The 23,737-nt window shown below is 44.0% G+C and carries 24 protein-coding genes and 1 other RNA gene; 11 read left to right on the forward strand and 14 right to left on the reverse strand.

Features of this window, described 5'->3' with window-relative positions; all coding sequences use genetic code 11:
- The 8 genes from yacG to NLG07_RS05785 form a co-directional block, all read right to left on the reverse strand.
- Nucleotides 1–231 carry a DNA gyrase inhibitor YacG gene (gene yacG, locus NLG07_RS05750; RefSeq protein ID WP_254856743.1) on the reverse strand — a complete coding sequence of 77 codons (231 nt, stop codon included), beginning with the start codon at nucleotides 229–231 and terminating at the stop codon, nucleotides 1–3.
- Complete coding sequence (gene zapD, locus NLG07_RS05755) at nucleotides 231–983, reverse strand: cell division protein ZapD (protein WP_254856744.1); 753 nt, start codon at nucleotides 981–983, stop codon at nucleotides 231–233. The genes yacG and zapD overlap by 1 nt, the downstream gene beginning before the upstream one ends.
- A 39-nt stretch (nucleotides 984–1,022) precedes the next feature.
- Entirely contained in the window at nucleotides 1,023–1,637 is a 615-nt protein-coding gene (gene coaE / locus NLG07_RS05760) for a dephospho-CoA kinase (RefSeq protein WP_254856745.1), read from the reverse strand.
- Nucleotides 1,637–2,560 (reverse strand): A24 family peptidase, encoded by a 924-nt coding sequence (locus NLG07_RS05765; protein WP_254856746.1) that lies wholly within the window; start codon nucleotides 2,558–2,560, stop codon nucleotides 1,637–1,639. The genes coaE and NLG07_RS05765 overlap by 1 nt, the downstream gene beginning before the upstream one ends.
- 39 nt (nucleotides 2,561–2,599) lie before the next feature.
- Nucleotides 2,600–3,811 (reverse strand): type II secretion system F family protein, encoded by a 1,212-nt coding sequence (locus NLG07_RS05770; RefSeq protein ID WP_254856747.1) that lies wholly within the window; start codon nucleotides 3,809–3,811, stop codon nucleotides 2,600–2,602.
- Between the two features lie 88 nt (nucleotides 3,812–3,899).
- Nucleotides 3,900–4,292, reverse strand: coding sequence for a prepilin-type N-terminal cleavage/methylation domain-containing protein (locus NLG07_RS05775; protein WP_254856748.1), 393 nt, complete (start codon nucleotides 4,290–4,292; stop codon nucleotides 3,900–3,902).
- 174 nt (nucleotides 4,293–4,466) lie between these two features.
- The gene (nadC, locus tag NLG07_RS05780) at nucleotides 4,467–5,384 is read right to left on the reverse strand and encodes a carboxylating nicotinate-nucleotide diphosphorylase (RefSeq protein ID WP_254856749.1); all 918 of its coding nucleotides are present in this window, start codon (nucleotides 5,382–5,384) and stop codon (nucleotides 4,467–4,469) included.
- Nucleotides 5,381–5,959 carry a TIGR02281 family clan AA aspartic protease gene (locus NLG07_RS05785; RefSeq protein ID WP_254856750.1) on the reverse strand — a complete coding sequence of 193 codons (579 nt, stop codon included), beginning with the start codon at nucleotides 5,957–5,959 and terminating at the stop codon, nucleotides 5,381–5,383. The genes nadC and NLG07_RS05785 overlap by 4 nt, the downstream gene beginning before the upstream one ends.
- Nucleotides 5,960–5,989: 30 nt before the next feature.
- Between NLG07_RS05785 and ampD the strand changes: the two genes are divergently transcribed.
- From ampD to NLG07_RS05825, 8 genes are all read left to right on the forward strand, one after another.
- The gene (gene ampD / locus NLG07_RS05790; protein WP_254856751.1) at nucleotides 5,990–6,559 is read left to right on the forward strand and encodes a 1,6-anhydro-N-acetylmuramyl-L-alanine amidase AmpD; all 570 of its coding nucleotides are present in this window, start codon (nucleotides 5,990–5,992) and stop codon (nucleotides 6,557–6,559) included.
- Entirely contained in the window at nucleotides 6,556–7,380 is an 825-nt protein-coding gene (ampE, locus tag NLG07_RS05795) for a regulatory signaling modulator protein AmpE (RefSeq protein WP_254856752.1), read from the forward strand. The genes ampD and ampE overlap by 4 nt, the downstream gene beginning before the upstream one ends.
- Nucleotides 7,381–7,588: 208 nt before the next feature.
- Complete coding sequence (locus NLG07_RS05800; protein WP_254856753.1) at nucleotides 7,589–8,344, forward strand: GntR family transcriptional regulator; 756 nt, start codon at nucleotides 7,589–7,591, stop codon at nucleotides 8,342–8,344.
- Between the two features lie 16 nt (nucleotides 8,345–8,360).
- A complete protein-coding gene (aceE, locus tag NLG07_RS05805) occupies nucleotides 8,361–11,027 on the forward strand; it encodes a pyruvate dehydrogenase (acetyl-transferring), homodimeric type (protein ID WP_254856754.1) in 2,667 nt (888 codons plus the stop codon).
- An 11-nt stretch (nucleotides 11,028–11,038) separates the two neighbouring features.
- The gene (gene aceF / locus NLG07_RS05810) at nucleotides 11,039–12,994 is read left to right on the forward strand and encodes a pyruvate dehydrogenase complex dihydrolipoyllysine-residue acetyltransferase (RefSeq protein ID WP_254856755.1); all 1,956 of its coding nucleotides are present in this window, start codon (nucleotides 11,039–11,041) and stop codon (nucleotides 12,992–12,994) included.
- Nucleotides 12,995–13,127: 133 nt separating this feature from the next.
- Nucleotides 13,128–14,546 carry a dihydrolipoyl dehydrogenase gene (gene lpdA, locus NLG07_RS05815; protein ID WP_254856756.1) on the forward strand — a complete coding sequence of 473 codons (1,419 nt, stop codon included), beginning with the start codon at nucleotides 13,128–13,130 and terminating at the stop codon, nucleotides 14,544–14,546.
- Between the two features lie 95 nt (nucleotides 14,547–14,641).
- Entirely contained in the window at nucleotides 14,642–14,905 is a 264-nt protein-coding gene (locus NLG07_RS05820) for a DUF1289 domain-containing protein (protein ID WP_254856757.1), read from the forward strand.
- A gap of 213 nt (nucleotides 14,906–15,118) precedes the next feature.
- Nucleotides 15,119–15,847, forward strand: coding sequence for a YdiY family protein (locus NLG07_RS05825; protein WP_254856758.1), 729 nt, complete (start codon nucleotides 15,119–15,121; stop codon nucleotides 15,845–15,847).
- Here the strand turns inward: NLG07_RS05825 and serA are convergent.
- The 6 genes from serA to ssrS form a co-directional block, all read right to left on the reverse strand.
- The gene (gene serA, locus NLG07_RS05830; protein ID WP_254856759.1) at nucleotides 15,844–17,073 is read right to left on the reverse strand and encodes a phosphoglycerate dehydrogenase; all 1,230 of its coding nucleotides are present in this window, start codon (nucleotides 17,071–17,073) and stop codon (nucleotides 15,844–15,846) included. The genes NLG07_RS05825 and serA overlap by 4 nt on opposite strands.
- 138 nt (nucleotides 17,074–17,211) lie before the next feature.
- On the reverse strand, nucleotides 17,212–17,868 hold the full coding sequence (gene rpiA, locus NLG07_RS05835) for a ribose-5-phosphate isomerase RpiA (RefSeq protein WP_254856760.1): 657 nt from the start codon (nucleotides 17,866–17,868) through the stop codon (nucleotides 17,212–17,214).
- A gap of 35 nt (nucleotides 17,869–17,903) precedes the next feature.
- Nucleotides 17,904–18,491, reverse strand: coding sequence for a 5-formyltetrahydrofolate cyclo-ligase (locus tag NLG07_RS05840; RefSeq protein WP_254856761.1), 588 nt, complete (start codon nucleotides 18,489–18,491; stop codon nucleotides 17,904–17,906).
- A complete protein-coding gene (locus NLG07_RS05845) occupies nucleotides 18,488–19,432 on the reverse strand; it encodes a nucleoside hydrolase (RefSeq protein WP_254856762.1) in 945 nt (314 codons plus the stop codon). Before NLG07_RS05845 ends, NLG07_RS05840 begins: the two co-directional genes overlap by 4 nt.
- 1 nt (nucleotide 19,433) lies before the next feature.
- Nucleotides 19,434–20,327, reverse strand: a complete 894-nt coding sequence (locus NLG07_RS05850; RefSeq protein ID WP_254856763.1) for a ribokinase — start codon at nucleotides 20,325–20,327, stop codon at nucleotides 19,434–19,436.
- Nucleotides 20,328–20,398: 71 nt separating this feature from the next.
- A non-coding RNA gene (gene ssrS, locus NLG07_RS05855) (6S RNA) lies at nucleotides 20,399–20,581 on the reverse strand.
- 122 nt (nucleotides 20,582–20,703) lie between these two features.
- Here ssrS and NLG07_RS05860 point away from each other — a divergent pair.
- Genes NLG07_RS05860 through NLG07_RS05870 form a run of 3 tightly spaced genes read left to right on the forward strand, consistent with a single transcriptional unit; the run spans nucleotide 20,704 to nucleotide 23,716 of the window.
- Nucleotides 20,704–21,243, forward strand: a complete 540-nt coding sequence (locus NLG07_RS05860; RefSeq protein WP_254856764.1) for a UPF0149 family protein — start codon at nucleotides 20,704–20,706, stop codon at nucleotides 21,241–21,243.
- 11 nt (nucleotides 21,244–21,254) lie between these two features.
- Nucleotides 21,255–22,574, forward strand: a complete 1,320-nt coding sequence (gene pepP / locus NLG07_RS05865) for a Xaa-Pro aminopeptidase (protein ID WP_254856765.1) — start codon at nucleotides 21,255–21,257, stop codon at nucleotides 22,572–22,574.
- Nucleotides 22,556–23,716 carry an FAD-dependent monooxygenase gene (locus tag NLG07_RS05870; protein WP_254856766.1) on the forward strand — a complete coding sequence of 387 codons (1,161 nt, stop codon included), beginning with the start codon at nucleotides 22,556–22,558 and terminating at the stop codon, nucleotides 23,714–23,716. Before pepP ends, NLG07_RS05870 begins: the two co-directional genes overlap by 19 nt.
- Nucleotides 23,717–23,737: the final 21 nt, after the last annotated feature.

Here is a 23,737-nt window from a genome sequence, read left to right on the forward strand (position 1 = left end):
TTATTCTTTAAAAAAAGTGTCTTCTTGCTGAGCTAAAAAGGCCTCAATATCTTCCTCATTGGGTATAATATTGGCTTGATGGTCTTTTGATGCACCACATGGAATGGTTTTTTCTTCATCTGCCCATTCACCCAGGTCAATTAATTGACATGTCTTCGAACAAAAAGGGCGATAAGTAAATGCCTTACTCCATTCTACCGAAGTTTGGCATGTTGGACAGTTGACGTGCATTAACAGCTCGCAAGTTTAAAAGAGATGTCTTTATTATTATCGTTTTCGGGCTGATTGTCATCATTAAAGCGAATAAATCTTACAGCGTACCTGTATTTATTGCCACTTAATGTTGGATAATAGTCTAGAGTATGGCTGTACTCAATCCGAATCAACTCAACCTTGTTGTCTGCAACACCTTGATAAAAGCCATTCGTCGCGGTAACGTCTTCTAACGGTTTTCGCTGCCGAATAAATGTCAACACTAGGCGAATCGATTCTTGTAGGAGTCGCATGGGGGCTAACCAATCTTGCATTTGTTTAATTTTTGATTCAGAGGATTGATTTAACCAAAAATGCAGTTTTGGTAAGTCAAAGCTACAAGTCGCTCCTGGGATAGAAAAGCGTTGGCGGATTGCAGATAAAAATCTGTCTTGCTTGAGACTGCAGCCGATACGAGGTGAGGTGTTTAAGGCTTCAATTGTTTGGGTTACCTCATCAAGCGCGGTGTTGAGTTTATCTTTATTTACGTTGGGAAAGGTCAGCCAATGATTTAAATGTTGAGTATAAATATTAAGGTCTCTAATCAATTCACTTTTCAGATCCACTCTTTCTATCAAATCAAGTAGTTGAAATAAATTGCGTAGAAAAGTCACTTCATTGTTTTTGGCGCAACAAGATTCAAGGTCTGCAATAGAATTGAACATATGTTCAACTCTTAAATAATTACGGACTTTTTCATTGAGTGGGAACTCAAAGTTGGCCTGATTCATTAATACACTCCATACAACATGTAGCAATAAACACCATATTTATGACTTTTTCAAGTCATAACGAAGATTTTTGTAAACATTGTGTAAAAATTCTACTTGTTTTGCTGTATCTATCTTATTTTTACTATTATCAATGACGTCGTGTGCAATGGATAGCCGTTCATTTCTTGAACACTGGTTGGCCATGATGTGTTTGATCTGCTCTTCCGAATTGTTATCCCTAGCACTTGCTCGAGATAACTGTTGGGATTCTGGCAAATCAACTACACATATTCGGTCACACCATTCGTATAATTTGTTTTCATACAGTAGAGGGACTACAAACAATACATAACTTGAACTAGCTTGTGTTAAAGACTGCTTCATCTTATCTCTAATCAGTGGATGTAAGGTTTCATTCAACCACTGAGTCTTTTCAGGAGAAACAAAGACGATTTTTCTTAACTTCGCTCGGTCAAGCGTATTCTGATCATCAAGGATATCTTTACCAAAATAGGCAACCAACTTTGCTAATCCCTCAGTTCCAGGGCCCACTACTTCTCTGGCAACGACATCGGCATCGACAATATCAATACCGTGTTGGGCAAAGCATTCAGCAACAAAACTCTTACCACTGCCAATTCCTCCGGTTAGACCAATAATCGGTACCGACATTAGGCTATCCCCATCCATGCAAAATACCAGGTAACAATCGTTTCACCATAAAGAATAGTAATCCAGCCGGCAATGCCCAAAAAAGGACCGAAGGGAAATGCGCCCTTGGGAAGAGATGGATCAGGTTGTTTTTGATTCGGGAAAACTTGTGCGATCAAAGCAACGGCTAGGGCAACCACAGATGATAATAAAATGATGAGGACTAAATGTTGCCATCCAACAAAAGCTCCTAATGCGGCTAGTAACTTAAAATCACCATAGCCCATGCCTTCTTTGCCCGTGAGAAGCTTAAATCCCCAATAAATAATCCACAGTATGAGATACCCAATAACGGCTCCCCATACGGCATCCTCTAACGACACAAACCAGTTTTGGGTTGCGCTTAATAATCCCATCCACAACAAAGGTAAGGTTAGTTGGTCAGGCAATAACATGTGGTCCAAATCTATACATACTGCGCTGATTAATGTCCAAGTGGCGATCAGCATAACGGCACATTGTAGTGTTGGTCCATAATGCAAAGCACACCATAATGAAAGCAAGGCGGACATTCCCTCAATTATCGGGTAGCGTTTAGGGATAGAGTGATCACAATGTTGACAGCGCCCTTTTTTGAGCAGGTAAGATACAATCGGGATGTTTTCTGTCGCCGTAATCAAGCGCTTACAATTAGGACATGCTGAACGTGGGTGAGCAAGATTAAATTTGTCACTTAAGGCAATACCTCCGGGAGGGTCTGGTCGTTCTTTTGGAGCAAAATAATGAATGAATTCAGATTGCCATTCGCGTTGCATCATAATGGGTAATCGATAGATCACCACGTTTAAAAAGCTACCGACTAATAAACCTAACAAACAAACCGTTACTAAGAATGCAAGTGGGTAGGTAGTAAAGGTGAAAGCGATGGATTCAAAGATATTCATTGCGCGGCCAAAATGCCAAAATGGTTAGTTTACAAAATGTTATACCACATTGCCCATTTGGAAGATAGGCAAATACATCGCAACGATTAAGCCACCGATAACGACGCCCAACACAGCCATGATTAGGGGCTCTAATAAACTGGTTAAACCATCTACCATATCCTCCACTTGGCGCTCGTAAATATCTGATATTTTTCCTAGCATGTCATCGACAGATCCTGATTCTTCACCGATAGCAATCATCTGCACGACCATATCAGGAAACAAGGTCGTCGCTCGCATTGCAATGTGCATTTGCGAACCACCTGATACCTCTTTTTTAACAAATTGAATAGCATCGCGGTAGATGGCATTGCCAGCTGCCCCAGCCGCTGAATCTAAAGCTTGAATAAAAGGCACACCCGCGGCAAAAGTGGTGGCTAAGGTTCTGGCAAAGCGAGCAATGGCGGCTTTTTCTAGGATTTCGCCGACAATAGGGAGTTTTAATATTTGAGCATCGACTTTATCTGCCACAGCAGGTGAACGCTCTATACTTTTTTTGCTCCCCCAAAAACAAGCAATAAAACTGATTAAAATGGCAAAGCCGTAATCTTGCAAAAATTGGGATATATTTAATACCAATTGTGTAAAAACAGGAAGTTCTGCGCCAAAGCTAGCAAAAATATCCTGGAATTGCGGCACCACGTAAATCAATAAAATCGTTGTGACAATCAATGCGACGACCACAACCGCAATAGGGTAGAACATGGCTTTTATTATTTTAGATTTTAAGGCTTCTGCTTTTTCTTGATAAAGTGCGATGCGTTCAAAAATCTGCTCCAGTGCACCGGATTGCTCACCACTTGCTACCAAATCACAATATAGGTCACCAAAGTGTTTGGGGTATTTGCGCAAAGCGACACTAAGCGGATTCCCCGCTTTGACCTCACTAGCGATGCTCCGTAATACGTCTCGGGCTTCTGCTTTTGCATGGCCTTTAGCTAACATATCGAGTGTCTGCATAATGCTTATACCAGCATTGAGCATTGTGGCTATTTGTCGAGTGAGGACACAGATATCTTCTGAATTGAGTTTATCTTTAGCAACTGAGAGCCAAGATTTTTTGACTAATTTAATGTGTTGCGCACTGATCCCTTGCTTGCGTAATATGAGTTTGACGTCTTTGGGCGAGGCGGCGGTCAATTTTCCTTTTACTTTATTACCGCGACGGTCAGCGCCTTGCCAATAATACATAAATGAAGACTGGGCCATAGCTTATTCCTTAACGAGTGACAAAAGGTCTGACAAAAAAGCCCAACACAATGCAGGGCTTTATTAAATATCAAATGGCATGAGTTCATTAGCATAAGGTTGCAGGGTTACAAACGGCTCCCCAAGTAACACGACCATTAGTTGCAACAGTTGGAGTCAATGTGTACGTACCTAAATCATGGGTAGCAAGAATGACACCAGCTGTTGTAGTGACGGTTACATCACCAGTAGTGATATTATCTGGAATCCCGTTAGATGAACCGTTGCAATTTGTTGTTGCTCCAGTTACTTGGACACAGACTCCGACGGCTGTCTTGGCCGCAGCTGTAGCCTGAGTGACCTCGGTAAATTCAGCTTTGTTCGTGTAGTTACTATAGGCAGGCAGTGCAATAGCGGCGAGTATGCCGATAATTGCGACCACAATCATTAATTCAATTAAGGTAAAACCCAGGTTGTTTTTGCTAGTGAATAAAGTGTTCATAATCATCTCCGCGTAATACGTTTTAGTTTGTTAAACAACGTCCGTTTACAACAGGTATGTATTCATTACTTGATTGGAAGTATATGAAGCGCGAGATGGTTTGTCGGTACGAAGGTTTATACCTATGTTTACTGTCATCACAACCATTAACATAGGTGCTAGATTGTCTGCGTATCAGTCGATGATACGCAAAGACAAATCCACAGCGAGAATATTCTTGGTCAAAGCGCCACTGGATATAAAATCCACGCCAGTTGAACTGAGCTCTGCAATTCGCTCGGCAGTAATGTTACCTGAGACTTCTAGTTTACAGCGACCGTCGTTAAGTGCTACTGCCTCTTGGATCTGTTTTGTTGAGAAATTATCAAGCATGACGATGTCTGCACCTGCCTCAAGGGCTTGCTCAAACTCGTCTAAGTTCTCTACTTCGACTTCGACAGGAAGCTCAGGGTGATTGTGGCGAGCTTGAGAGATTGCTGGTGCAATACCACCGCAGGCAAAAATGTGATTTTCTTTGATCAGGAAGGCGTCATACAGACCAATGCGATGATTTTGACCACCGCCGCATTGCACCGCGTATTTTTGTGCCAAACGCAAATGAGGAATGGTTTTACGCGTGTCCAAAATGCGCAGTGAATTATCGCCAACCAAATCGACATAGTGCGCAGTTTGTGTTGCCGTAGCGCTGAGCATTTGTAAAAAATTCAACGCAGTACGTTCGGCGGTTAATAACGCTCGAGCATTGCCCTTGATTGTAAATAATAATGTATCAGGTTCAACGATGTCACCGTCGGCAACATGAAAGCTTACTTCGGCGTTGGGGTCGCACAGCTCAAAGCAATGAGCAACCCAAGCACAGCCAGCAATAGTGGCGCGATCACGACAAATCACATGAGCGGTTTTTACCGTATCGGGCGCAATCAATTGTGCTGTGACATCTTGTAATAACCAATCAGATGCAAATGCAGCGCTAGATGTTATTCCGAGATCTTCAGCTAATGCACCGGCAACGTTGTTGTGGATTACATCAATTGAAATCAATTCGTCAGTTGCCAAATGCTGTGGATACTTTGCTTTTAAATTAGTGCTCATCGTGGAATTGTAATTGTGAGTTGCTGATTGGTCTGGGTGAATTGTAAATCTTTTAGGACATTCATGCCTAATAATATTTTGTCACTGCGCATGCCTGGGTTTAAGTGAGCTTGCACATTATTGAATGGAATATTACCAAGGATAAGTGTTGGCACTTTAGTTTCATACACTGTAACTGTGCCATTGGCTGTCATAACAGGAAACGGTCTACCCGATTCTAAGCCTAATCTTGTGGCAAGATGTGCTGGAATTGATACGCTTGTAGCACCGGTATCAAGTAGAAATGTGACCTTTTCACCATTGATCAAGCCGTCCAATAAATAATGGCCTTGTCTATTTTGTTGCAAGACCAAAGTATACCCTGATGAATCGGATACCGCCTCAGAATCTATGTTGGGGTGACGTTGTTTGGCAAGATATTCTGAATAAATAATCACCAATATAAAGAGAATGCTAAGCCAGGCTCCGATAACAAACACACCACTTATAGATGATTTTTGTGGATTGGATTCTTCCTTCAAGTTCGCTTCCCCTTCTGCTTGTATCCAAGTTGAACATGACGATAAAATACGCATTATTCATTAGACCAAAATAATATACCAATAATGATCTATCCTCTGGCTGATGTGAAGCTTTCTCCATATCAAAATGCAAGGCCTGACCATACCGACGTATCATTGTTGGTGATTCATAATATCAGTCTGCCTCCTCGCTTATACGGCGGTCACTACATAGATGATTTATTTTTAGGTAAACTTTCATCAGAGGATCATCCTTTTTTTGGGCAAATTAAAGGATTACAAGTCTCTGCACATGCTTGTATTCGTCGTGATGGGCGCGTCACGCAATATGTCCCTTTTGATAAAAAGGCCTGGCATGCTGGAGTCTCCTCGTTTCAAGGTCGCAAGGCTTGTAATGATTTTAGTATTGGTATTGAATTGGAGGGATGTGATGACATGCCGTATACATCAGAGCAATATTCAGCATTGGTGGAGTTGAGTGTTTTTATTCAAACGCATTTTTCAGCCATATCCATTGGACGAATTGTTGGGCATAATGACATAGCGTTTGGACGAAAGACCGACCCAGGTTTTGCCTTTGACTGGGCTAGATATCGGCAGGCATTACAAGCAAAACATCAACATTCACACGTTGCGATGGAATCTCTCACATGACTCTCATTTATCTGTTACTTACCTTGTTCACTGAGCGCATGGTACAAAAACCCCATTATTTGCGGACTGATTTTTACTACACCTTATATAAAAAACAGTTAGTAGAGCGAAAGCTATTGTGCCCAGAAACCACTGTTTGGCAGTTTCTTGCAATGTGGCTTGGCCCGGCTATTTCCGTTGCCATACTATTACATATACTCAATCTTGGTTTGGTTACTTTTGTCGTGACCCTATTTGTATTGTTTGTGAGCATAGGAAGCCACTCATTACGAGAAGCGTTTAAATGTTATTTGCAAGCGGCTGAGCGAGGTGATTTGCAAGCTTGTGATATGTATGCAAGGAATTTGGGGTTACCAGATCACAGCCCACAAACGTTTGCCGGGCATCTTGTCTGGCTTAATTACCAGCGCTATGCCGCACCGATTTTTTTCTTTGTTGTATTTAATGTATTCGGTGTGATCGCATATGGGACGTTACGTGTGCTCAATGGTTATGCACAAAAGCACGCCTTAGGACTACAACATACCACACAAAAAATCCTACTAGTGGTTGAATGGGTGCCAGTTCGTCTGGCTGCCGTAGGCTTTTTGATTGTAGGGCACTTTTCTCGCGCCCTTCCAGTGTGGTTGTCTTTGTGTTTTGATACGAGTACTTGCGCTAAAGACGTATTAACTAGAGTCGCAATCGCAGCAGAAGACGTTCAATCTGAGCCTGATGATCTGGTAACCGAGGCCGTTACTTTGGTCAGCTTAGCTAAACGAAATATATTATTTATCTTATCAATAGTCGCTATTTTAACCCTTTTGGGTGTCATCCAATAGTGGTAAGAGATCGTGGTGCTTTATTTTCGATTTCTCTTTAACTATTGTTTTACCAAGTCTTTTTTCCTATTTATTACAGTCCTAACGCAACTTTTATGTTTATAAAAAAACAGTGGGGTTGTGTTAATCATTGTTCTCAGTTAAACTTTGGGTAAATGGTATTACCAATGTGGTTATTTAGTAAATTTTTTTTACAAGCTGAGAACTCATGGCCGGCATTAAACAACAAAAATTATCCGATATTATTACGGAAAAACTCGAAAGTATGATCCTCGACGGTTCGTTCGTTGCAGGTGAACGCTTACCTGCAGAGCGAGTCTTGGCTGAAGAGTTTAATGTTTCTCGCCCTTCACTGCGTGAGGCTTTCCAAAACTTACAAGCTAAAGGTTTGGTTGAGCGCAAACAGGGCGGAGGCACGTTCGTCAGCTCAAAGCTCAACGCGAACATGACCGACCCATTGTTAGCACTCGTTGCGAATCGACCTGAAACACAGTTTGATCTGCTAGAGTTTCGCCATGCTTTAGAGGGTATGGCCGCTTATTACGCCGCTTTACGAGGTCAACCTGAAGATTATCAAAACTTACAGCGTGCATGGCTTGCCTTGCAAGCGGAAGAACAATTAGAGATAGCGCACGAGGCGCACTTACTGAGTGAATTTTATTTGGTGATGGCTAAAGCCACGCATAATATGATCTTGCAGCACGTCATGCGCAGCCTCAAAGGCATGTTGCAAGAAAATATCCATAAAAATCTCGAGATGCTCAAAATCGTGCCTGACGCTGGAAGCATCATTAAAGAATATCGGGAAAAAATTGTGTCTGCGATTGTGACACAAGATCCCGATACCGCTCGCACCACTAGCAATGCTTTGCTGGTATATATCGAAACCACTTTATTGGACATCAATCAGCGTGACACTGCAGTACAACGAGCCATGCGTCGCATTGATGTAAATTCAAATTAAGCTAACAGGACCCCTTATGACAGAACAAATTTTAGCTGACATCGATCCCCAAGAAACGCAGGAATGGATAGAATCCTTAGAATCTGTATTAGAAGCAGAAGGCGTGGATCGTGCTCACTTTTTACTTGAGCAACTTATTGAAAAAGCTCGTCGCAACGGCGCACATTTACCATATGATGCGACTACAGCGTATTTGAATACCATCCCACCCGGACAAGAGCCAACAATGCCTGGTGACCAAACCATTGAAACCAAAATTCGCAATGCGATTCGTTGGAATGCGTTGATGATGGTATTGCGTGGCTCTAAAAAAGACCTAGAGCTGGGTGGTCACATCTCGTCATTCCAGTCATCAGCGATGTTGTACGATGTGGGTTTTAACCATTTCTTCCGCGCGCCGAATGACAAAGACGGCGGTGATTTTGTATTTGTACAAGGACACGTTTCACCAGGTATTTACTCACGTGCGTTTATTGAAGGTCGCTTAAGCGAAAGTCAGCTAGATAATTTCCGTCAGGAAGTCTCGGGTGAGGGTCTATCTTCTTATCCGCACCCTAAATTAATGCCTGATTTTTGGCAATTCCCAACGGTTTCTATGGGCTTAGGTCCGATGCAAGCGATCTATCTCGCGCGCTTCTTGAAATACTTAACCAACCGTGGCTTAAAAGATTGTTCTGACCAACGCGTGTGGTGCTTTATGGGGGACGGTGAGGTAGATGAGCCAGAAAGCTTAGGAGCAATTGGCCTGGCATCTCGTGAAGGCTTAGATAATTTAACCTTCGTGATTAACTGTAATTTACAGCGCTTAGACGGTCCAGTTCGTGGTAACGGCAAGATCATCCAAGAGTTAGAAGGCACATTCCGCGGTGCTGGCTGGGAAGTGATCAAAGTCATTTGGGGTCGCTATTGGGATCCACTACTGGCCCGTGATACCTCAGGTAAGTTATTAGACTTGATGAATGAAACCGTGGATGGGGAATACCAAAACTATAAAGCAAACGGTGGAGCTTACACCCGTGAACACTTTTTTGGCAAATACCCAGAGCTCAAAGAAATGGTCGCCAACATGTCCGATGATGATATCTGGCGTCTAAACCGAGGTGGTCATGATCCGGTGAAGGTCTACGCAGCTTACAAAAAAGCCTCAGAAACCCAAGGCCGTCCTCAAGTTATTCTAGCGAAAACAGTCAAAGGTTACGGCTTAGGTGCGGCAGGTGAAGGTAAAAACATCGCTCACAACGTGAAGAAAATGGATAAAGAATCCATTCGTATTTACCGCGATCGTTTTAATATCCCTGTCTCTGATGAAGATTTGGAAAACTTACCGTATTATAAGTTTGACGAAGCGTCAGAAGAGTATCAGTACTTAAAAGCACGTCGTGATGCGTTACATGGGTTTATGCCGCGACGTTTACCCAAATCTACGGTAGAGCTTCCAGCGCCACCGCTGAAAGCATTTGAAGCTGTGACCAAAGGCTCAAACGGCCGTGAAATTTCTACTACGATGGCCTTTGTGCGCGTATTAACAACATTACTCAAAGACAAGCAAATGGGTAAGCACGTCGTGCCGATCATTCCAGATGAAGCACGCACCTTTGGTATGGAAGGCTTGTTCCGTCAAGTGGGTATCTATGCCAATGAAGGTCAAAAATACGTACCACAGGATGCCGATCAGGTGGCATTCTATCGTGAAGATAAAAAAGGTCAGGTATTACAAGAGGGGATAAACGAACTTGGCGCGATGTCTTCATTCGTCGCTGCAGGGACCTCTTACTCATTAAATGATGTCCCGATGTTGCCGGTTTACATTTATTATTCTATGTTTGGCTTCCAACGTGTTGGTGATATGGCCTGGGCGGCAGGCGATAGCCAATGTCGCGGTTTCTTGGTCGGTGGTACGGCAGGTAGAACCACACTAAACGGTGAAGGTTTACAGCACCAAGACGGTCATTCGCACATTCAAGCGGGCCTGATCCCAAACTGTATTTCTTACGACCCAACCTATGGCTATGAAATGGCAGTCATCGTACAAGACGGTACACGCCGTATGCTAGAAGAACAAGAAAACGTCTTCTACTACTTGACGGTAATGAACGAAAACTACGTTCAACCAGAAATGCCAAAAGGCTGTGAAGAAGGCATTATTAAAGGTATTTATAAACTGGACACTGTTGGTAAGAGCAAACTTAAAGTCAAACTCTTAGGTTCAGGTACGATTTTGCTGAAAGTGCGTGAAGCAGCTACATTACTAGCTGAGAAATTTGGCATCGAATCAGAAGTGTATTCTGTGCCTTCCTTTAACGAGTTAGGGCGTGATGGTCTTTCAGTTGAGCGTCATAACATGTTGCACCCGACTGACAAGCCACAAAAAGCTTACATCACCGAGGTACTCGAAGCCGGCAATTCAGGTCCAACCATTGCAGCCACTGACTACATCAAAGCGTATGCTGAACAAGTGCGTGCCTTTGTTCCTGGATCTTATCGCGTGTTGGGTACCGATGGTTTTGGTCGTTCAGATAGCCGTCAGAACTTGCGTCGTCACTTTGAAGTCGATGCTGAGTTTGTCGCTATTGCGGCGTTGTATGAGCTGGTGAAAGCTGGCGATTATAAAGCTCAAGACCTAGCAAAAGCGATTGTAGAGCTAGGTGTTGATGCAGACAAAATTAACCCACTTTACGCCTAAGGAGCAAAGACATGTCTGATATGAAAGATGTATTCGTCCCTGACTTGGGTGAGGATTCGGTTGAAGTCATTGAAATTTGTGTGTCGGTTGGCGACAGTATTGATGCTGAAGACGCCATTGTCACAGTAGAGTCTGATAAAGCCTCTATGGATATCCCTGCACCGTTTGGTGGCAGCGTCAGTGAGATCTGTGTCGCGGTGGGGGATAAAATCTCAGAAGGGACGTTATTGGCAAAGATTGCCAGTGCTGACTCAGGAGATGCGACAGCAACTGAAGCGCCTGTGGCTAGTGAAGCGCCTGCGGTGGAAACAGTCCAAGCGGAGGCGCCGAGCGGTGAATCCATTATACAAGTCACTGTACCTGATATTGGCGGTGATGAAAATGTAGACGTTATTGAAGTATTAGTGGCTGTAGGCGATAGTGTTGATGCCGAAGATGGCTTGATTACGCTAGAGACTGACAAAGCGTCTATGGACGTACCATGCCCAGAGGCTGGTGTCGTTAAGGCGATTCATGCCGCGGTTGGTGATAAAGTTTCTGAAGGTTCCCTTGTCATAGACTTAGCTGTATCGACTGGGGCGACTGATTCTGCCACTGCGGCACAGCCTCATGTAACAGCTGAACCACTAGCCCAACCTGCACCAGCTGTGGTCGCAACATCTGCTGCTCAAAGCACCATTCAAGTGACTGTCCCTGACATTGGTGGTGATGAGAACGTCGATGTGATTGATGTATTAGTCGCAGTGGGTGATAAAGTTGAAGCCGAAGATGGTTTGATTACGCTAGAGACGGATAAAGCGTCTATGGACGTACCATGCCCAGAGGTGGGTATAGTCAAAGCGATTCACACGTCTGTAGGGGATAAAGTATCACAGGGCTCTTTGGTTATTGATTTAGAAGTTGCCGGGGCACCAGTTGTTGATACACCAGCGGCTCCTGCTCCGGCGCCACAAGCCACTGCGCCAGCTACGGCACCCGTTGTTAGTAAAGCACCACCTGTGCCACATCACCCGTCAGCGGGAGAGATCAAGCGTACTGGTCGTGTGCACGCATCACCTTCAGTGCGTCGTTTAGCCCGTGAGTTTGGAGTTGATTTAACCCAAGTCACAGGCTCTGGCAACAAAGGCCGTATCGTAAAAGAAGACGTGCAGTCTTATGTGAAATACGAATTGTCACGTCCAAAAGCCACTGCCGCGCCAGCAACAGGTGGTGGTGAAGGCGGTCTGCAAGTGATTGCGCAACCTAAAGTTGATTTTAGCAAGTTTGGTGAGGTAGAAGAATTGCCGTTAACGCGTATTCAAAAACTATCTGGCCCTAATTTGCACCGCAACTGGGTGACGATCCCACATGTTACACAGTTTGATGAAGCGGATATTACGGATTTAGAGGATTTTCGTAAGCAGCAAAATGTGGTGGCTGAAAAGCGCAAGTTAGGCTTCAAAATCACGCCACTTGTGTTTATGATGAAAGCCGCTGCAGATGCTTTAAAAGCCTATCCAACGTTTAACTCCTCATTGTCGGTCGATGGTGAGAGTTTAATTCTCAAAAAATACTTCCATATCGGGATTGCGGTAGACACCCCTAATGGTTTGGTTGTACCAGTGGTACGTGATGTAGACCAGAAAGGTATTTATGAGTTATCACAAGAGTTGATGGAGATCTCTATCAAAGCTCGTGAGGGCAAATTAAAGGCCGCAGATATGCAAGGTTCGTGTTTTACCATTTCAAGCTTAGGCGGTATTGGCGGTACGGCATTTACGCCAATTGTCAATGCCCCAGATGTGGCGATTTTGGGTGTGTCAAAATCTGAGATAAAACCAAAGTGGAATGGTAAAGATTTTGATCCAAGGTTAATGTTGCCGTTATCTTTATCGTACGACCATCGTGTGATCGATGGTGCGCTCGCCGCGCGCTTCACGGTTCACTTGAAAAATGCGTTAGAAGATTTGCGTAACATATTGCTATAACAGTGTCTGAGTCAGGGGTTGTGAAAACCTCTGGCTCAATTTAATCGATTGAAATCGTTGTGTTTTTTTGAACATAACGGATAAAACAGGGTACAATTTCCCTGTCATATTAACTCCAAGTTTTGAGGTCATAATGAGCGAAATAAAAACGCAACTAGTCGTACTAGGTGCAGGTCCAGGCGGATATAGTGCTGCATTCCGTGCAGCGGATTTAGGGATTGAAACCGTGCTAGTGGATGCACGTGCTACGCTTGGTGGTGTGTGTTTAAACGTCGGTTGTATTCCTTCAAAAGCGTTATTACACGTGGCAAAGGTGATTGAAGAAGCGAAGCATTTATCTAGTCACGGTGTCACATTCGGTGAGCCACAAATCGATCTAGACAAAGTTCGTGCTTGGAAAGACAGTGTAGTTAGCCAGTTGACCAAAGGCTTGGGCGGCATGTCAAAAATGCGCAAAGTTAAGCATGTACAAGGTTACGGCAAATTCACAGGCTCTAACACATTAGAAGTGACAGGAGATGATGGCGTCACGACCATTACCTTTGATAATGCCATCATCGCAGCAGGTTCTGAACCAGTTGCTCTGCCTTTCATCCCAGAAGATGACCGTGTGATTGATTCAACGGGTGCACTTGAGATGAAAGACATCCCAGGCAAGATGCTTGTTCTAGGTGGCGGTATCATTGGTCTTGAAATGGGCACAGTATATCGCTCTTTAGGTTCACAGATTGACGTGGTTGAGTTTTTAGATCAGCTCGTTCCTGCTGCCGATAAAGACATCATCAAAGTCTACATGAAAACCATCAAAGACAAGTTCAACGTGATGCTAGAAACCAAAGTTACCGCGGTGGAAGCAAAAGATGACGGTTTATATGTGACGTTTGAAGGCAAAAAAGCCCCAGCAGAGCCAGTGCGTTATGACAAAGTGCTTGTTGCAGTAGGTCGTCGTCCAAACGGCTCACTTATTGCTGCTGAAAAAGCAGGTGTAACGGTTGATGAGCGTGGCTTTATTAATGTTAATAAGCAAATGCAAACTAACGTACCGCACATTTATGCGATTGGTGACCTAGTTGGTCAACCAATGCTTGCGCACAAAGCGGTACATGAAGGTCATGTGGCGGCTGAAGTCATTTCTGGTCAGAAACATTACTTTGATCCGCGTTGCATTCCTTCAGTTGCGTATACTGAGCCAGAAATTGCTTGGGTTGGTCTCACTGAAAAAGAAGCGAAAGAGCAAGGCATTAACTACGAAGCAGCAGTATTCCCTTGGGCGGCTTCAGGTCGTGCGATTGCTCAAGCAGCAACAGACGGTATGACCAAAATGATCTTCGATAAAGATACAGGTCGTGTCATTGGGGGGGCAATCATCGGTACAAATGCTGGTGAAATGCTTGGTGAAATCGGTCTTGCGATCGAAATGGGTGCGGATGCTGAAGATGTTGCATTGACCATTCATGCTCACCCAACCTTAAATGAATCCATTGGTATGGCCGCTGAAGTTTACGAAGGCAGCATCACGGATATGCCAAATCCAAAAGCGAAAAAGAAGTAATATTCTGCACGTTTAACTTATTGCAAAAAACCTGATTTAGTTTTCTAAGTCAGGTTTTTTTTGTAAATTCAAAAAAGTTGTGTATCTTAAGCACTATGCGTCAAATTGAAATCTTTGAAGTCCCTAGTCCTTGTATCGGAGTGTGTACTAATGGCCCTCGTGGTTATTGTACAGGCTGTTTTCGCTCGAGAGACGAAAGGTTGCACTGGCTTAATATCGATAATAATACACGCAAGCAAATCAACGATGCTTGCTCCAGGCGTAAAGCCTCTTACCTCAAACGCAAGCAAAGCCAAGCCAATACCTCACAACCTACTCAAGTTCAAGAGTCGATACCACAACAAGATTCTTTGTTTTAGCTCGCACAATAGACGGTTATGTCTATACTAATGCAAGCCCAAGCTATTTGATGGATCAATGAAGACATAAAATAGCTGAACAAAGATTCTTCAATGCTGGTTCATTGAAGGGTTCTGAATTAAAATGCACTGAAATCTTACAGATGTATCAACAAGCACAACCAGATGCGAATAAGATCCATAATTTAATCTACAAAACAGCAGGAATACACTATGAAATTGCGACTAGCTACTGCAATAGTTGCCGTATTAGTTGGTGCAGCGGCGCACGCAGAGGATGTCCAAAAACCGTTTACAATGGACGGTGAGTTTGGCTTTATCTTGACTTCAGGCAATACTGAAACTACCTCTTTGTCAGCCGGTTTAAAAAGCACGCAAGAGCTAACGGATTGGAGTAACGAGTACACGGCTGAAGTCCTTTACAAACAAGATGAATTAGATAATGGTACCGAAACCACTGCCCAAAAATTCTTTATTTCAGGACAGGGTAACTACAAATTGACCAATCCAAGACAACGCTTGTTTGCATTCGCTTCTTACGAGGATGATCGCTTCTCGAATTTTGCTTTTCAGTCCACTGTCGCGCTTGGTTGGAACGAAAAAGTGCTCGATACAGAACAACAAAGATTCAGTTACTCAGTCGGTCCGGGTTACAGCTTTGCTGAAGATCAAATGGGAGAAGACTTGAGCAGTGTGATCTTGCGTGGTGCCATTGACTATTCGTATAAATTATCGGATAACGCCAAATTAACCCAAGTATTTAGTACAGAATACGGTGAAGATAACGTCAAATCACGTTCGAAAACCTCAGTCAGTGCAAAACTTGCCAACGGCTTATCAATGAAAGTGTCGTTAAAGTTAGATCACAATACGGAAGTGGATGAAGGCCGCGAAAATCTCGATACTGAGACTTCCGTGACCTTAGTATACAGCTTCTTTTAGAACAAAATACGTGTTTTGATGGTGCCTTTGATCTGCACAAGTTCAGCAAAGGCATCTTCGGCACGGTCAGTTTCAACTTCAAGCACTACATAACCAATATTTTCATTCGTTTGAAGATATTGTGCTGCAATGTTAATGCCTTCTTTAGCAAAGGCTTGGTTAATTTGCGTCAATACACCAGGGGCATTTTCGTGGATATGCAATAAACGTGAATGCTTGGCATGACCTGGAAGGGAGACTTCTGGGAAGTTTACGGCAGAAAGTGTCGAACCATTGTCTGAGTACTTCGCCAATTTACCAGCTACCTCAATACCAATATTTTCTTGAGCCTCTTGCGTTGAGCCACCTACATGCGGGGTTAAGATAACATTGTCAAATTTGCGCAGTGGTGATTCAAATTCTTCATTATTTGATTTGGGCTCAACTGGAAATACATCGACAAGTGCTCCGTTAAGTTTACCTGATTCTAATGCTTGTGCGAGGGCATCGATGTCAACGACGGTACCGCGTGCAGCATTTATCAAAATCGCACCGTCTTTCATTTCAGCTAATTCTGAAGCACCAATCATATCTTGAGTATCAGCCGTCTCAGGGACGTGTAAGCTGACAATGTCAGAGGTATTTAATAGTTTTTTCAAGGTCTTTATTTGGACTGCATTACCCAATACGAGCTTGTCTTCGATATCGAAGAACTGCACTCGCATGCCGAGATGTTCAGCTAGAATAGACAGCTGTGTACCAATATGACCGTAGCCAATAATACCTAAAGTTTTGCCTCGTGCTTCATAAGAGCCTACGGCGCTTTTTTCCCATTCACCGCGATGCGCTTTGGCGTTTTTAGATGGGATCCCACGAAGCAGTAAAATCAAGCTTCCTAACACTAATTCAGCAACCGATCGAGTATTGGAAAACGGGGCATTGAACACTGGGATGCCGCGAATCTGTGTGGCTTTTAAATCAACCTGATTAGTGCCAATACAAAAACATCCAACAGCGATAAGCTTTGGTGAATTGGCAACCACATTTTCTGTGATTTGGGTACGTGAACGAATACCGACAAAGTGCACATCTTGCATTTTCTCAATCAACTCATCTTCAGGAAGAGATGTCTTGAGGTATTCAATGTTGCTGTAACCATTGCTGTGTAAGGTATCTACAGCACTTTGGTGTACGCCTTCTAGGAGAAGGATTTTGATTTTGTCTTTGGGCAATGATACTTTGCTCATGTGATTGCGTTCCTGTGTTGCGTTTGATGTCAATTAAGACATCTAGACGTCTAAAATATATAAGTGCGCAATTTAGCAAAGTTCCGTTGCTAAGGATAGTCCTTTTTCGTCTATACTAGACTTTATTGCGAGAGTGTTTTACTGAATGGAAGTAACACCATTATCTGTGGCTACCAATACAATATCAGCACCGCGTTGAGCGAATAAACCATTGGTCACAACGCCAACGATTTGGTTGATTTGCGCTTCTAATTTACGTGGCTCTAGTATTTCTAAATTGTGTACATCTAATATAACATTGCCATTGTCTGTGACAACGCCGTCACGATAAACCGGATCGCCACCTAACTTAACCAACTCCCTGGCAACATAAGAACGAGCCATTGGGATCACCTCAACCGGAAGAGGGAAATCGCCTAAGACGCCAACTTGTTTTGAGTCATCAATGATACAAATAAACTTTTTGGCAACTGCGGCAACGATTTTTTCACGCGTTAAAGCTGCGCCACCGCCCTTGATCATGTGTTTATGTTTGGTAATTTCGTCCGCACCGTCCACATAAATATCAAAGTGATCGACACTATTGAGATCAAATACATCTATCCCTAAGGCCTGTAAGCGCCGCGTTGATTCATCGGAACTCGACACTGCGCCCTCAATGAGGTGCTTTTTGTCAGCCAGAGCTTCAATGAAGTAGTTCACGGTTGAGCCCGTGCCAATGCCGATGATATCTCCATCTTTCACATACTGAAGCGCGGCAATCGCAGCTGCTTTTTTCTTTTCATCTTGTGTCATAGTATTTCTCGACCAGTTGTTTGCTGTATTTTACCTTAGGGCGTTGAACGTACAAAAACCTTTTGTTCAGTTATTACATAATCCATTGGTATATCCCACGGATTAACAGGTAGCTTAGGGACTTGCTGTACGCTGTGCGCAATACCTATAAATTCAGGGCGCTCCGGTTGGCTAACTAAATCAGCCAGAGTACGGTCATAAAATCCCCCACCCATGCCGAAACGCATACAATGTTCGTCAAAGCCAACTAATGGCGTACAAATCAGATCTAGCTGATTTGCATCAATACAACGAGAACGGTCCAGTACGGGCTCCAAAATAGCAAATTTATTCGCCTGCATTTTTGTCTTCGGCGTGTATAGTTGAAATAACAAAAAGCCATCTTTATCTGGCTCAAGAATGGGTAAATAAAGTGATTTTTGAGCTTGCCACGCCCATTCAAAAAATGGCTGTAACGACACTTCACCATCAAAGGCGAGATACACAGCAATGTGCTGACTGTTTTTTATACTGTCATGCTCAATTAAACGTGCGCATAATTTTGCGGCGGTCATGGTTTGGTACGCAGTGGTAAAACCTCTACGCAAATGCCGTAATTTTTGCCGCAATTCATGCTTGGTCATAGAGAGTACGTTTCTATCAGTAATTCAACTAAAGCGGTGTGCTCAAAGTGGGTAGCTACATTCACTTTGGGGGCATCAAGCCAAATTGGGCTGTGGGTTGTTCCTGTTGGCGCAATACTGGTTTGTCCACGATCTACTTCGCCAACTCCGATTTTGGCATGTCCTTGAATAAACCCAAAAATATCAGGTTGCACCAAATACGCCAAAGGAAATACATCGTGAAAATAACATACCCGTTGGTCTTTACCTTGAGAATAAAAGTCCATGTAAAATTGAGAGGAATCTCGGACAAAGCCACCCAACATCTCATTGGCTTCAGCAAGTTTATTCACAAAATCAGGTTCGAAAGGAATATCATACGTCACATCTAACCCAAACATAGTGAGCGACCAGTCAGCCGCAAATACTTTGGCTGCGGCATGGGCGTCATTCCAGATATTGGCTTCTGCTAAAGGGGTCACATTGCCCTTCACAAACGCCGCACCGCCCATGATGTAAACTTGTTTGATCAAGTTAGGAAGATTCGGTTCAAGATGCAGTGCGGTGGCTAAGTTACCCAAAGGTCCGACTGCAACAAGCGTAATCTCTCCGGGATATTGACGAGCCATATCAACGATGAATTGCGCAGCTGGACGAGGATCTAATGCACGTTTAGGCGCTTGGATGGGGATATCGCCAAATCCGTTTTCGCCATGTACAAAATGGGCGTAGGTAGACTCAGGCCCTACCCATGGCATCGCTACGCCTTGGGTGACCGGTATATCTTGTTCAGCAAGATCACATAAGCGAAGTGCGTTTTGTGCAGCCATTTCTACGGGAACATTGCCGTATACCGTGGTCAGCCCCAATACGTCAATGTCAGGGTGCTGAAAAGCGAAAAATATGGCCATTGCATCATCGATACCGGGATCCGTATCCAAAATGATTTTGTGTTTGCTCATGCTATCCATGCTCCGCTAAAAATTGTGAGACTTCATCATGGCTAGGAATGGAGGGCGCAGCCCCTACTCGCGTGACAGCAATCGCAGACGCTGCGCAGGCATGTCGTAATGCTTGCTTGGGTTGTTGATGGATTTGATAATGCGCTAAAAAGAAGCCGATAAAAGTATCGCCTGCCGCAGTAGTATCTACTGCATCCACCGAAAACGCTGGATACGCGATATGGTCGCCTCGACTGAACCATTCGACCCCTTGCTTCCCGAGCGTTAACAAAACAGAGCCATGTGCAAAACGCTCTTCAATGAACATCACAATGTCATCATAGTGTTCACTTCCCGCCAACTCTGCTGCTTCTATTTCGTTGACAATTAATAAATCAATAAGTTGCATGTTTAAATCGTGAATATCAGCGGTCATTGGGGCTGGGTTGAAGGCTACCTTTAAGCCTTTGGCTTTGGCTTGTTCTAGTACCGCTTTGGTACCTGTGGTTTCGTTTTGCAATAGGACCCAGTCGTCTTCGTTGGCGTCAAATAACGCTCGTTGAATGTCTTTTTCATTGATAAGGCGATTCGCGCCACCAAAGATAAAAATCGCGTTTTCGCCACTGGGTGTTACTTGAATGATCGCATGTCCAGAGGCAGTCGAAGTGCATTGAATAAAGCGACCATTGATCCCGAGTTTGATCATTTCTTGCTTAAACTGAACATCATTTTCGTTGATATAGCCGACGTGTAATACGTCGGCGCCAGCCTTAGCGAGCGCAATGGATTGGTTGGCACCTTTACCTCCGAGTAAAATTTGATAATCAGTGGTATCGAGTGTTTCACCAGGTTGAACAAAATGAGGCACTTGATAAACATGATCAATATTGATCGAGCCAAAATTAATAATCGCCATCTGTCGTTGGTCTTTAAAAAGTAATTGATGGGGATAGTATAATACGAAATGTTGCGAACGCACAAAAAGATGAATCACCCAAGATGCCGCCGCACATAATTCGCCCGAACGCCGAAATGTTCAGGGCGGAAATATCATCACTGCCGTAGGTTTCTTGATACGGGTCAAGCTTACACAAAAGCAGTTAAGTCAACTTCCTAAATAAGTAGCATCGGCCAGGGACATGTATGTACAAACGCGCACCCCAGGAGACAATTTCAGAATAGCAAACTGGGATTAAATGTCTAGTGAAATAATTTTTATTTTGTGTGCTTTGAGGAAGATCATTTGCAGAGTTTTTGCTAACATCGAGGCATGTAAACGCAAAAGGTGAACTATGGATTTTATTGGTCTGACGAAGGTCTTAGCACAACACGATATTTTGATTGATGGAGCGGAAGCGCAAGGATTAATTTGTGGCATGTTGTGTGGCGGTATGTCCACTGATGATAAGCAATGGCGCTCGGTATTTGCTGATTTGGTAAACAATGGCGTTGCCATGCCTGAAACCGTTATAGAGGGACTCAACCAGACGTTCACACAGTTAGTTTCGCAACTCACTAGCCATGATTTTGCTTTGCAGTTATTTATTCCCGATGAAGATGAACCTTTATCTGCTCAAGGCTTAGGACTCATTAATTGGGTCAATGGCTTTAATGCTGGTTTTGGTCTACACCAAACAAACTTAAAAAAATGTTCTGAAGATGTCCAAGAAGGGATTGAAGACTTAGCTCAGATCGCACGTATGGAACCGCCACTAGACGAAGAAGACATAGAGGCGGAATTGACCGAAATCATAGAATATGTGCGTATTACAGCTATGTTATGCTTTAACGAGCTTCACCCTGAAAGTGAAGAAAAGCCCACATTGCACTAATGGATTTGCCCATGTTTACACAGCGCCGTAAAGCTTTATTAGAGAGTTTGCCACCCGATAGTTATGCGATCATTTTTGCTGCGCCAGAAAAAACACGCAGCAACGATACTGAGTTTTTATTTCGTCAAGACAGCGACTTTTATTACCTCACTGGGTTTAACGAACCGAATGCGTGCTTGGTGCTTGTATCTGATACTCAAGAAGCGATTTTATTTTGCCAAGAAAAAGACCCAACCGCAGAAATATGGCATGGACGACGTTTAGGAGTCGAGCAGGCGGCTGATACTCTGGGGATCACCAAAGCGTTTGGTTTTGCTGAGATAGCCGAACACTTACCCAATATCATTAGAGGGATTGGCCAATGTGGGTATATGTTTGGCCAGCAAAGAGTATTTTGGGATACCATAGACCCCATCTTACTGTCATTGCGTAATACGCCTAAGGCACCCGATTCCGCACCGGTAAATCTATTTGATATCACGCCAATATTACATCGTAGCAGAATGCAAAAGAGTGATGCAGAGCTTGCGTTAATTCGACGCAGTTGTGACATCGCAGCGAATGCGCACAAAGCTGCCATGCGAGCCTGTCAACCAGGTCTATCGGAAGCCACTTTGGAAGCCGTTTTGCATTATCATTTTGCGTTAGAGGGGGCTCGCTTGCCTGCTTATAATTCTATTGTGGGTGGCGGTGACAACGCTTGTATACTGCATTACACGGTCAACGACCAACCCTTACGCGAAGGTGATTTGGTATTGATTGACGCAGGGTGTGAATATGAAGGGTATGCCGCAGATATTACCCGAACTTTCCCTGTCAATGGTCAGTTTAGTCCGGCTCAAGCAGAGTTATATGATGTGGTCTTAGCTGCACAGGCTGCGGCCATTGCGCGTTGTGTTGCGGGTAACGAATTTGCGGATATGCAACACGCAGCCCTTGAAGTCTTAGTCGCGGGGCTGATTGATTTAGGGATTTTGCATGGTACAGTTGAAGACAATATCGACCAGCAAACCTATCGTGCCTATTACATGCATGGGATTGGGCATTTTTTGGGACTGGACGTGCATGATGCAGGGGTTTACCAGCATAAAGGGGTGCCCACAAAGTTACAACCAAATATGGTACTGACTATTGAACCTGGACTGTATATTGCTAAAGATAGCGAGTGCCCTGAGCAGTACAAGGGGATAGGTATTCGCATTGAAGATGATGTCGTCGTGCAACACAACGGGTGTGAAGTCTTAACCAGTGGTGTGCCCAAAACCCGAGCACAAATTGAAGCCTTGATGGGCGAAGCTTACCGTGATCCATTATGTCCCTCTCAAGCATAAATACTGATGTGTGTATTGTGGGTGGCGGTAGTGTAGGTGCTCTGCTGGCCTTACACCTTGCGCATTCTACTGATTTGTCAGTGCATTTGATTGAACAACAAAGCTATGATGATGTGTGTGCCGATCCAAGGCACATTGCGTTAGCCGCTTCGACAGTTGATACCATGACTCAGCTTGGCATCGACTGTGCCACATTAGGGTACCCAATCAAACAAATTCACGTCAGTGATACTGGGTACTTGGGACAATGCCGCTTACAGGCTTCTGAGCTAAATGTGCCTGCGTTAGGATATGTTGTATCTTTATCCGCCTTAACTCGACAACTTCACTTACAGCTCGGTGATCATCCTCAAGTCATTGTCCATTACCAAAACCGTATTGCCTCTTATGAACACTCTAATGGGCACCACCACATTGCCAGTGACACCCAACAATGGGTCTGCCAATACTGTGTGGTTGCCGCCGGCAACAGCCAAATGATACCATGGCTACTGGAGACCGAGACACAAAAAGATTACGGGCAGTATGGCGTTGTGGCAAACATCAAAGTCGCTGGCAATGGCCCGCAGCGTTACCGGCATACTACCGCTTTTGAACGTTTTACCAACACCGGTCCTTTGGCCATGCTGCCAATAGAGGACGATACGTACAATATGCTGTGGTCGATGACTCAAGACCAGGCTGAAACGTTTGTGACACACTCATACACTAAACAATGTGAATTAGTGCAAGAAGCATTCGGTACTCGTCTAGGTCGGTTTATGCAGATTGAGCGACCTGTGATGTTTCCACTGCGTTTGACTCAGCAGCAGTCACAGCATCAAGGTATTATCGTATTAGGTAATGCGTCACAAACCTTACATCCTATCGCAGGTCAGGGATTCAATTTGGCTCATCGTGATGTGGTTGCGCTCGTTAGATTATTGGCTGAGAAGTATTCGCCGATAGATATTGCTGAGACTTACCGCAAAACGCGCACGCGCGATCGCCAAAGCACCATCCAGGCAACCGATTGGTTGTTGCACAGTTTCAGTCATGAATTATTGCCATTTGTCCTGCCACGTAATCTTGGGCTCCTTGCGATGCAAAAATCACGCTGGTTACGCCGGTGGTTTGCGCGTCTGGCTATGGGGTATCGATAATTCCAAGTTTGACTTAATCTC

The sequence above is a fragment of the Alteromonas sp. LMIT006 genome (assembly GCF_024300645.1).
GTDB classification, from domain to species: Bacteria; Pseudomonadota; Gammaproteobacteria; order Enterobacterales; family Alteromonadaceae; genus Opacimonas; species Opacimonas immobilis.